We start from the raw sequence: 11,498 nt of genomic DNA, 5'->3' as shown, positions 1-11,498 counted from the left end.
CTAAAAATATTTTCTGTCCAGGATCTCCTTAAGCACCACAGCATCTCTGATGCCTTGCGGGTTCTTTAGCAGGTGAGCATATCTATTTCTTCCTGAATTAGAAGATTCTACCGTCGCTTCTTTCAAGGAAGGTATTTCTGGAATTCCCTTGGAAGTCTTAGTTAAATCTGACTTAGTCTTTTCAAATGCACCTTGATAGTATTCAATCTCATCGTCATCATCCTCCAATTTCCGGGTAGGAAACCTCTTCACCGCAGGAGCAGGATCTGCTCTCCACTCAGGCCTGGAACTAGTATCTCCAGCTCGCTCATAAACCACTTCCTTGGGCTGTGCAACTGGGGTAGGTTGCATTCTAGGCTTAGCTGGCTCAACAGTTTTTGGTTTTTGAGCATCTCGGATTTCCCTCATCAGATCCTCAAAAGTAACTGACTTTTCCTGAGGCTCATCAGGCATTTCTGGCTGATCTCCAGTCTGGTTTTTCTTTTTGCCTTTGGTAGCCTGATAGATAAAATAGGCCAAGACTGCGACGATATAAACTATATTTCCTAAATCCACGAGGGTAAGTTAATTGTTTTCGGCAAGTAATACATGTTTTTTAACCGTGGAGTTCACGGAAGACTACACACAGACCGTAAATCAATTCTTCACAACTTGATAATTGCCTATTGATTTTGGGAATTGAAAATTTGCAAATGGTAAGGTTCGGTTAGTGAGATGAACAATGGCGGCGGTTGCATATTCAAATTTCTTTTTAACCGCGGAGACACCAAGGTCACAAAGTAGGGTCGCAAAATCTAAAACCATTTGATTTATAAATTATTGACCACTCGTTTAAGGCCATCGACCATTTTGAATACATTAAAATTCAACAATAATCCAAATCTACGGTCAGAAAGCTTTAAGTAAGTTAGAATCTGGGCTAGATGTATATCTGAAAATTCTTCAACCACTTTCTAATCTCTACAATCACCTTGTTTTCTACAAGTAAATCAATACGTTAACCAGCTTCTAAAATTCACTTCTTTGTAAATAACAGGTAGAGCAACTTGGGTTCTAACTTCTAAACCTCGCTGTTTAAGTTCATATGCTAGACAAATTTCATAACTGCTTTCCAATAGCCCTGGGCCTAAATGCTTATGCACATCTATTGCCGCTCCTATTATGATTGATGACATCTCATTTTCAGTCATTAGCTTAAAAAAATAATCTTAGCGACCCTCCTTTCCGTACTCAGCGTCCCTGCGGTTAAAGAATAAACATTTATCATAGCATTATGTCATTCCGGGCGATCTCAAGTATAATAATTCTATTTATAGATCATAAAGGCCTACTTGATTCCAAGCACTGAGACTGTACTCTGATCACTGCGTCTATTAACAAACAACTATCTACAATTCACTAATTATAAATTCCTTCACCACTACCAACAAAAAACAGAACACTGAAATCCTTGGACAATGGCGCAAATGATCTTATTTTGTTTGATTATTTAAGACAATTTCAAAAGGATGCTGCTCAGTAAGCTGGAGATCAAAGGGTTTAAGAGTTTTGGGGATAAAATGGTGATTAACTTCGACAAGGGAATCACCGGTGTAGTAGGGCCAAATGGCTGCGGAAAATCCAACGTGGTCGATGCAATCCGCTGGGTGCTCGGCGAGCAAAAAACCCGTATGCTCCGCTCCGACAAGATGGAGAATGTGATCTTCAACGGGACGAAAAACCGCAAAGCTTCCAACCTTGCAGAAGTTTCCCTGACTTTTGAAAACACCAAAAACCTACTGCCTACCGAGTACACCTATGTCACCATTACCCGTCGCTACTACAGATCCGGGGATAGTGAATACCAAATCAATGGGGTCACATGCCGCCTGAAGGACATCACAAATCTCTTCATGGATACAGGAATCAATTCGAATTCCTATGCCATCATCGAGCTGAAAATGATCGATGAACTCCTAAATGACAAGAATAACTCACGTAGGGATTTGTTTGAGGAGGCTGCCGGTATCTCTAAATTCAAAAACAGAAAGAAAGAAACCTTGCGCAAGCTACAGGACACAGATGATGATTTAGACCGTGTAGAAGATGTGCTTTTTGAAATAGAGAAGAACCTGAAAAGCTTGGAAAAGCAGGCTAAGCAGGCTAGCAAGTATTTCGAAATAAAGAAGGATTATCGGCTAGCAAGTATCAATCTGGCCAAAAAAAGCATAGAGAAACAAAGTAAATCCCTGATCGAAGCCAGCCAGAAAATTCAGGAAGAAGGAGACAAAAAACTCCAACTTCAAACTCAGGTAGCTGATCAGGAAGCCCTTCTCAGTCAGTTGAAGTCTGAATTAATCCTTAAGGAAAAACTGCTTGCTAGCCGTCAAAAGGCACTTAATGAGCATGTAAATAAGATTCGAACATTTGAATCGGAGAAAAAAATAAAGAATGAACGTCTTCGCTTTTTAGAAGATAGATCTCAGAAATTACGTGAGCAAATAGACACTGACCGGAAGTCAAACGATCGCGCTGGCTTCAGTATTCGCTCCCTACAGCAGGAAAAGGAATCTGCAGAGAAGATGTTGGAAGAGAAGGAAATGATTGTGTCCGAACTCCGTGAAGCATATGAAAGTCAAAAACTCATTCAAGCTGAAAAGCAGCTAGCTCAGAAGACAATCAATCAGAACTTTGAAACACTCAAGGAGAAGGTCTATCAGCTTAGTAAGGACATAGAGATTAAGCAGATTCAGCTTTCTACTCTAAAGCAAGAACTGGAGCGGACTTCATCAGATGATTCCTCCCAGGAAGCCAATCTGGTAGATTTTGAGGAGAAACTGATCACCCTGAAGGCCGAGCTCGATGAGTCCACTAAGGGCTATGGGGAGCTAAAAGCTAAGCAGGAAGATTTGGACCAAAAGATTGAGGAAACGAATCGGGTGATCGAAATGATCCGTGAGGAACTCACCCAATCCTCCAGAAAGCTTGACTCTAAAACTAACGAATTCAACCTCACCAAGTCTTTGGTGGAGAACTTGGAAGGTTTCCCGGAAGCAATCAAGTTCCTGAAGAAAAACCCAAGTTGGGGCAAGGATGTACCGCTCCTCTCCGATCTACTGACCACCTCGGAAAAGTATAGGGTAACGATTGAGAATTACCTGGACAGCTACATGAATTATTATGTGGTTGATACTGAAGCTCAGGCGATTGCTGCAATACAGCTTCTGTCAGATTCCGCTCGAGGCAAAGCCAATTTCTTTGTTTTGGAGCATTTTGAGCGTTTTAAGCCGAGCCAAAACAAGCTTTTCGCAAATGCTACAGCGGCTACCGAAATCATAGAATTTGATGTCAAGTATTCCCGTTTGATCAACTTCATTCTGGACAATGTCTATATAGTACAAGGGGAACATAGGGATTTTCCTCAGGATACAGAGGCTGTATTTATTTCAGAAAACGGTAAGTACACCAAACGAAAATTCAGTATATCAGGTGGTTCTGTGGGGCTTTTCGAAGGAAAAAGAATAGGTAGAGCCAAGAACCTGGAGAAACTGGACAAGGAAATCAAAGAGCTTAACAAGAAGGTCAGCAGCACTAGAAACAACCTTGATAATAAGCTGTCTGAACTGATGAAGCTAAAAGAAATCAGTTATAAAAAGACGTTGGAAGAATGGCAGAATAAAATCAATGCCATCAACCAAGACTTCGTGTCTGTGCGCACTAAAAAGGAGCAACTAGCTGAGCTGCTTAGTTCTAATGCCAATAAGCGGGAAGATATTCTGGATAGAATAGCCTCTATAGAAGAAAGCTTGACGGAGATTCAGCCACAGCTTTTTGATGAGCGAGCGGAGTTTGAGGCTATGCATGATGAGCTCGAAGAACTGAATGAAAGCTACGAAAAGGAATCTACTTTGCTTTCTGAAAAATCCCAGGCATTCAATGCTGAAAATATCCTTTATCACCAGCATCTCAACCGGGTCACTAGTTTGGATCAGGAAATAGAGTTCAAGCAGTCTGCCTACGAGGGCTCCAAGGAGAGAATTGGGAAATCCCAATCCGAACTTTCCACGCTTGACACGGAAGTGAAATCCCTGTTGGACAATAACGAGATAAAGGATGACGAACTAATAGAATTGTATTCAGAAAAAGAAGGCATAGAAAAAGGCGTTCAGGAAGCAGAGAAGGACTATTATGCTTCCCGAGGGCAGATCGATGAGACTGACCAAAAGATCCGAAGCATACAAAAATCCAAGGAAAGCTACGATCAGCTGATTCACGAACTGGAAAATGCAGTGAATGAAATCAAACTTAAAATGGCTGGTATGAAGGAAAGGCTCAGCGTGGAATTTGAGCTGGATCTGGACGAGTTAATGGAGGAAAATCCAGAAATAGACGAAGAATTCAGGGAGTTTGCAGAGGATAAATTACGCGAGTTAGTTAGCAAGCAAAAAGAGAAACTGGACAAAATCGGACCTATCAATCCCATGGCCATGGAAGCCTACGATGAAATTAAGGTTCGTTATGATTTTATTATCACACAGAAAGAAGATTTGATCAAAGCCAAGCAATCCCTCTTGACTACGATTCAAGAAATCGATCAGGTGGCCAAGGATACATTTTTGGATGCCTTTGCCAAGATCAAGGAGAACTTCGTGAAGGTATTCCGCTCGCTGTTCACCGAGCAGGATGATTGTGATCTGACTTTGGTAGATCCTAGTAATCCCCTGGAATCTGCGATTGAGATTTTGGCCAAGCCAAAGGGCAAGCGTCCATTAAGTATCAATCAGCTATCCGGAGGGGAAAAGACCTTAACTGCCACTTCCCTACTCTTTTCTATTTATCTGCTGAAGCCAGCGCCTTTCTGTATTTTTGATGAAGTAGATGCCCCGCTTGATGACGCCAATATTGATAAGTTCAATCAGATCATTCAGAAGTTCAGCGCCGAGTCCCAGTTTATCATCGTGACACATAACAAACGCACCATGGCTAGCACGGATATAATTTACGGTATTACCATGATCGAAGCGGGCGTTTCTAGGGTTGTTCCGGTGGATTTAAGGGAGTTGGCTTAGAAATTAACAACCTCCAGCTAAATCAGGAGTAAATACAATTGAGATCTAAATTTTATGCAAATGATTAAAAATGCGTCTTTAGCTCATTCCTAAAAGAAATTCAATCCTGAATTAGCGTGGGCTTTAACCTCTCCCTAAATTGAATCCAATGGAATAGGTATGTGGCTATGTCCTGAGCAGACCGTCAGTGCTAAAAACATAAGAATTCCTTCATTGAAAATTAACCTCCAACACTTTTCAAATCAGTAATTTCAATGAAGCAATTCTATAAAAAATGTCAATTCCCGTACGCCCTCTTAATGAAACTCACTTAGGCTTTGATTTCTTCAACTTTATCTCCAATAACCACAGCTCTGAGTCCTTTGGCAAAATAAAAGAGATCACTGTCAAAAAGAATGAATATCTCTATGACCCTTCCTCCGAGCATCTCTTTATTTTTGAAATCCTGGATGGAGCAGTAAAGCTCGGAAGCTATACGGATGACGGCGAAGAATTCACCTTTGATGTTTTACTTTCAACTGATTTTTTTGGGGATTTAAAATACCTAAACAACCAATTTTTCGAATTCTCCAAGGCATTAGTAGATACACGAATCCGAATCTATAACCGGGATTTTTTCAAAAAAATGGTGGTTCAATCACCTGAAGTTTCCGAATGGTTTATTTCCTATTTAGTCAAACGCTGGTGCAGTACTGAGAAAAAGCTTAAGAAACTTCATGAGAAAAAAGCCCAGGAAAAACTCATGTTTTTAAGTACATATTTTGATTTGACAGTTCAGGATGCCAATGGGAAGTCTTTTAATCTAAATGAATTGTTAACACAAAAAGATTTGGGAGATTTAATCGGAGTGACTAGACAAACTGTGGCAAATTCTTCCAAAGTAAAATTACGTGAACCCGCAAGGAGATAGCTGAAAAAGCTTTCATATAATCAGGATCCTAAGGCCCTAATTTTAGAAACCAAATGAACTTATTGTTAGATTTTTATCTGCGCTATTATCATTCTGTTACCTCTATTTCCAATGTTAATTTTTAACATTTCAAGATACTGCTGAAATCTAGTTTTGGATAAAATTAAACCATTATCCAACGACTATGAGTTCAAAAAATTCTACCCACTTATTTACAGGAATACTATTGCTATTCCTATTCCTTGGAATCAGGATTCAGACTTATTCCCAGGCTACCAATGCCTCGATTTCTGGCATAGTTACAGATGCAGAGGGCGAACCTCTGATTGGAGCTGCCCTGTTAATCAAAAATGAGATGACCGGATTTACCGCATCGGCGATCACCAATCTCACAGGATCTTACACGGTGAATCAACTTCCACTTGGAACCGATTATTCTGTTACCTGCACCTACCTAGGTTATGGCACAAAGGTTTTTACCGGCTATTCTTTCAATCAAGGAGAACGTATCAAGTTGGATATTTCCTTAAGTGAATCAACCCAAAACCTAAGCGAAGTCAGCGTAACTGCCAACTCATTGAGCAATAGCATTGACAGATTTGGAAGTTCCACTGCAGTGACCGCCAGAGATATGTCCACTTTACCTGTAAACGGAAGAAATTTCAATTCCCTGGTAGACTTATCCCCAGTTTCAAACGGCAGCAATTTGCTTGGTCAATTGTACTCCTCGACCAATTACACCATTGATGGGATGACCAACAAAAGTCCATTATCAAGTGGATCAACCAACAGAGGTCCATTTTCCATCTCTATGGAAGCAATCCGGGAGTTTGAAGTAGTGACCAACGACTATGATGTAACCAATGGAAGAAGCGGTGGCGGGATAATAAGTGCTGTGACCAAAACAGGAACAAATGAGCTTCATGGATCAGCGTTTTTATTCAACCGTGCAGATTGGCTGGCCAGTAAATACGACACCAGAGGAAATAAAAGAGAGGATGAATTCTCCATCCAACAATATGGTTTGACGCTAGGCGGAGCCATCATCAAAGACAAACTACATTATTTTATTGCCTATGATGGGCAGCGGGATGCTAGACCTCTTTACATCGCTGACATCAGAACTCCTGAGGACGAGAACAGATATAACCTATCCCAGGAATCTCTGGACAGATACCTACAGATAGGTAGGGACAAATATGGCCTTGCGGACTCTCCACAGACAGGGAGTTTCAGTAAAAAAAGATATTCCCACACTGCTTTTGCAAGGATTGACTATCAGATCAATAAATCCAATTTATTGACCATCAGAAATAACTTCTCGCGTGACTTAAACAGTCAGGGTGTATCTGATAACAGTTCGATCAACCTATATGAAGTTTATGGAGATCACCTTTCCACAGCTAATAGTTTGATGGCCTCTCTACGGACAGAAATTAACAATAATCTCACGAATGAATTAAAACTTCAGTACTTATATACGCTTGATGATGGCAGACCTAATGCCCAATTGCCAAGTTCAAATATCCCAAGAGCAATCGTACAGCGGGTAGAATCTGTAGTGGATGGAAGTGATGTGAATACGACGATTCAGCTAGGTGGTCAGCGTTATCTCCCTGAGCGATTTGAGTCAAATGTTTATCAATTTGTGAACAACCTCTACTATAACAAGGGAAAAACCAATTACACCTTTGGAATGGACTTGCTCTTAAATGACCTCACTTCACTTGCAACGAGTGAGTTTAACGGGAGGTTCTATTTCACCGGACTTGATAATTTCGATGACTTAAAACCATACCGTTATGCAAGAGAAGTAGCAACAGAAGATCCTACAGTAGAGCAAAGTATTTTTGGAGGCGGGATTTATGCACAGGCTGATACTGATCTTGGAAGAGGAATGAACCTGATCCTCGGTCTTCGCGGAGACTATACTACCTATAAAAATAGCCCAACGTTTAACCAGACTGTCTTTGATGAATTGGGATTGAGAACCGATGTGAAAACAGGTGGTTTTCAGATCCAGCCAAGATTCCAGTTTACCTGGGACATCAACGAGAAGCAACAGGATATCCTAAGAATTGGAGGCGGTATTTTCGGTTCGGCGCTGAATAACTACTCAGATGTCAACAACCTACAGTTTGACGGAACAAAGATTTTTGCTGTGGATATCACAGGAGAGAATGTGCCAACTCCGAATTTTGAATCATACAGAAATGATCCGAGCACTGCACCTGGTGTTGACTTATTGAATCAGCCAGGCATCACCCCTGTGACCACCATCAATATGAACAGTGAGGATCTGAAAGTACCTACTGTGTATAAGGGCAATGTGATGTACAATAGGGTTTTCAATAATCGATTGAGATTGGGAGTGAACTTTATAGCCTCCATCGCGAGAAACAACTACATGTATGTGGACAGAAATATGGTAGATCAGCCTTATTTCAGACTTTCTGAAGAGGATAATCGAGGTGTATATGTTCCGGCAGAATCTATCAGTACTTCCAATGGAAATGCGGATTGGACCAAAGGCAGAAAAACAGATCAAATAGGTCGAGTGCTGGAATTGAACAGCGAGGGGAAAAACAATACCTATACCATGGTAATCGATGGAACCTACCGCTATTTTAAGGATGGGCAGATTACTGCCAGTTATACCTGGAATGACAGTAAGGATAATACCTCCTACAATGGCAATGTGGCCAACAGTGCAACCTTAAGCCAGATGGTTGTGGATGATCCTAGAGATTTATCCATGATGAACTACTCCAACGGACAATACAGAAGCAAGGTGGTGGTATATGGCACCCTTCCTACTTTCAAAGGATTTACAGTGGGCGTTCGATATTCAGGAATTGGTGGAACACGCTATTCACTACGGGTGAACGGAAACGTAAATGGTGACTTTGTCAACTCTAATGACCTGGCTTTTGTATTTGACCCCTCTGCCCCAGGGATCTCGGAGACTATGGCGGAAGCTATGAATAATGTACTGCAAAACCCTGACAACCTAGCTAAGGATTATATCCGGGAAAGTCTTGGAAATGTAGCAGTTAGAAACGGTGGGGTAAATGGATACTTTGGGAACTGGGATCTACGTGCTACCAAGAAAATATTCTTTACTGCAGCTAAGAAATCAGGTTTTGAACTTGGACTGGACATCTTCAACGTAGCGAACCTGCTTAACAAAGAATGGGGAACTTCGAAAACACTGGGTAATCAAAACTTATTGACCATCAGGAATTTTGATCCGGAGAAAATGGCCTATGAATACCAAGTTAACTCTAATGTAGGTGTTACTACTCCGGGAGGCACACCTTATCAATTACAAATCTCAGGAAGAATCTTTTTCTAAAACCACCAATTAGTCCACTGCCTCACAATAGAGCAGTGGGCTTTTTCAATTCTTAAATACAATTATGCAATCATATTTTATTAGGAAATCATTCCTCCTTTTCGTCTTCGCTTTTTTAACAAACATTTCCCTAGCTACAGCTCAAGCAAAACCATCGGAGCATGTAATTCTTATTTCCATAGACGGATTCCGGCCAAACTTCTACCTTGAAGAAAAATGGCCAGCTCCAAACCTTCAGACTATGGCTAAGGAAGGGGCAAGATCACTCGGCGTGACTGGTGTATTTCCATCGGTGACCTATCCCTCCCATACCACAGTCATCACAGGTTTTCCTCCTGCCAAGCATGGTATTTATTATAATGCTCCGTTTGAACCTGAAGGACAAACAGGCAAGTGGTATTGGGAATCCGAATTGATTCAAGTTCCAACACTCTGGGATGCTGTCAGGGAAGCTGGAATGAAAAGTGCCAGTTTCCTTTGGCCTGTTTCCGTCAATGCTCCTATAGATTACAATATTCCAGAATACTGGAGTCTGGAAAATGGTGGAAGGATTGAGCCAATGCGGGATATGGAAACTCCCAAAGGACTTATGGCAGAAATGGAACTTCAGGTATTGGGTAAGATGAATGAAAGAACCTTCAATGGGGATTACCTCAACAGGGAAGACAGAACCGGGGAGATGGCAGCTTATGTATTGGAGACTTACAAACCAAACTTGACCAATATTCATCTAATCGCTGCAGATCACTTTCAGCATAGTGAAGGAAGAGATGGAACTATGGTTTACAAGTCCATTGCAGCCATAGACCGGGCAATAGGCAAAATTATGGAAGCCGCCGAACGTGCTGGCATCGCAGATAAAACCACTTTCATTATCACTGGTGATCATGGCTTTGTCAATACCCACAGCTCCATCTCCCCAAACATCTGGTTAGTGGAAGCAGGTTTGATGGAAGATTCCAAAGACAGAGGCAATTGGAAAGCCGCATTCCATACCAGTGGTGCTTCCGCTTTTCTACACCTAAAGGATCCAAATGATCAGGAATCTGCCAAGCAAGTGGAGAAAATTCTAGCCAATCTACCAGCTAACATTAAAAAGCTATTCCGAGTAGTTGACAGAGAGGAACTGGACAAAATCGGTGCTGATCCTAATGCAGTACTGGCCTTGGCCCCCATTCAGGGCATTTCATTCTCGAGTTCCACAAGTGGAAATATTTTAAAGCCAGCTAATGGTGGTACCCATGGATATTTTCCTGATTTCGATGAGATTGAAACTGGCTTTATCGCTTGGGGAGCAGGTATCAGAGAAAATGTAGAGATCCAGGAAATGGGACTGGTAGATGTCGCACCAGTAGTGAAGTATTTATTGAATTTACCTATTGACTTACCTGAGAGTAATCTGTATCCAGGGATTAAGAAATAATGTAAGACAAATGTCTGATTAAGGAGAAGTGGGGAAACCTGCTTCTCTTTTTTTTTTTGACTTCGCAAAATTTAAATCTGTATCCAAAATCCCCCAGAGAACCGAAATCATTTAGAATCAGGAAAAAGTCCCAAAGAGACAAGCTATAGGTAACCCTGTGGTTTACAGAGAGTAGCCGAATGCTCATGATAATCTTGTTTTTTAATAGTAGTCAGTTTGGGATTAGTTGAGTTGCATAGGTTAGTATCAATGCTATTTATACTATTTAAATCTCCTATTGGCTATAGAAAAAGGTTCTACCCTGAATTTAATGGAAAGATAAGTTGGCCACTAAACTAATATCTACAGAAGAAAGTATAGCTTCTGTTTTATTATTGAATAATTTTTCTGGAAAGAATCAACATCACATACACCTTCCTCCATTTTATATAGGTTTTATCTTTGTCACTTTTTGGCGGCCAAAAAGTGACCAAAAAGCCCTGAGCCTCGGTCTTTTCTTTCCGCTGATACCGTTTTTTATTCATTTTAAACAGCAACACAGCGGAATTTTGTTCTGCGTTTCTCACCTAAAAATGACTCCCTCCCAAAACCTGGCCCAAGTCCAAAATGCCCACTTGGCATTTTTAGACTTGTCCTCTCGTTCCTCGGGAGCTAAGTCATTTTCTTAACGGTGTTCAACCCATTACAAAACCGAAAATCCCGCAAGGCTCACCCATCCGGATGATAGCCTCCGGAAACCATCATCAGAAACAAATAAATTGT

At 41.1% G+C, this 11,498-nt stretch carries 5 protein-coding genes and 1 pseudogene; 4 read left to right on the top strand and 2 right to left on the bottom strand.

The genetic code is table 11. The annotated features are described in order from the left end of the window. Together QOL76_RS12360 and QOL76_RS21275 are read right to left on the bottom strand one after the other, a co-directional pair. Positions 1–555 (bottom strand): hypothetical protein, encoded by a 555-nt coding sequence (locus tag QOL76_RS12360; protein ID WP_283413277.1) that lies wholly within the window; start codon positions 553–555, stop codon positions 1–3. 254 nt (positions 556–809) lie between these two features. Further along, positions 810–1,175: pseudogene (locus QOL76_RS21275) on the bottom strand (GxxExxY protein). Positions 1,176–1,508: 333 nt separating this feature from the next. Here QOL76_RS21275 and smc point away from each other — a divergent pair. The 4 genes from smc (at position 1,509) to QOL76_RS12335 (ending at position 10,736) form a co-directional block, all read left to right on the top strand. Further along, entirely contained in the window at positions 1,509–5,048 is a 3,540-nt protein-coding gene (smc, locus tag QOL76_RS12350) for a chromosome segregation protein SMC (RefSeq protein ID WP_283413276.1), read from the top strand. 274 nt (positions 5,049–5,322) lie between these two features. After that, positions 5,323–5,958 (top strand): Crp/Fnr family transcriptional regulator, encoded by a 636-nt coding sequence (locus tag QOL76_RS12345; protein ID WP_283413275.1) that lies wholly within the window; start codon positions 5,323–5,325, stop codon positions 5,956–5,958. A gap of 184 nt (positions 5,959–6,142) precedes the next feature. Continuing rightward, the gene (locus QOL76_RS12340) at positions 6,143–9,313 is read left to right on the top strand and encodes a TonB-dependent receptor (protein WP_283413274.1); all 3,171 of its coding nucleotides are present in this window, start codon (positions 6,143–6,145) and stop codon (positions 9,311–9,313) included. A 64-nt stretch (positions 9,314–9,377) separates the two neighbouring features. Then, a complete protein-coding gene (locus tag QOL76_RS12335) occupies positions 9,378–10,736 on the top strand; it encodes an alkaline phosphatase family protein (RefSeq protein ID WP_283413273.1) in 1,359 nt (452 codons plus the stop codon). Positions 10,737–11,498: the final 762 nt, after the last annotated feature.

This window comes from Algoriphagus winogradskyi (assembly GCF_900182815.1).
GTDB classification, from domain to species: Bacteria; Bacteroidota; Bacteroidia; order Cytophagales; family Cyclobacteriaceae; genus Algoriphagus; species Algoriphagus winogradskyi.
This window is presented reverse-complemented; position numbering and strand designations above follow the sequence as displayed.

What these genes read in the sequence shown, in the direction of transcription:
- QOL76_RS12345 (WP_283413275.1), top strand. Translation starts at nt 5,323, where the DNA reads ATGTCAATTCCCGTACGCCCTCTTAATGAAACTCACTTAGGCTTTGAT.
- QOL76_RS12335 (WP_283413273.1), top strand. Translation starts at nt 9,378, where the DNA reads ATGCAATCATATTTTATTAGGAAATCATTCCTCCTTTTCGTCTTCGCT.
- smc (WP_283413276.1), top strand. Translation starts at nt 1,509, where the DNA reads ATGCTGCTCAGTAAGCTGGAGATCAAAGGGTTTAAGAGTTTTGGGGAT.
- QOL76_RS12340 (WP_283413274.1), top strand. Translation starts at nt 6,143, where the DNA reads ATGAGTTCAAAAAATTCTACCCACTTATTTACAGGAATACTATTGCTA.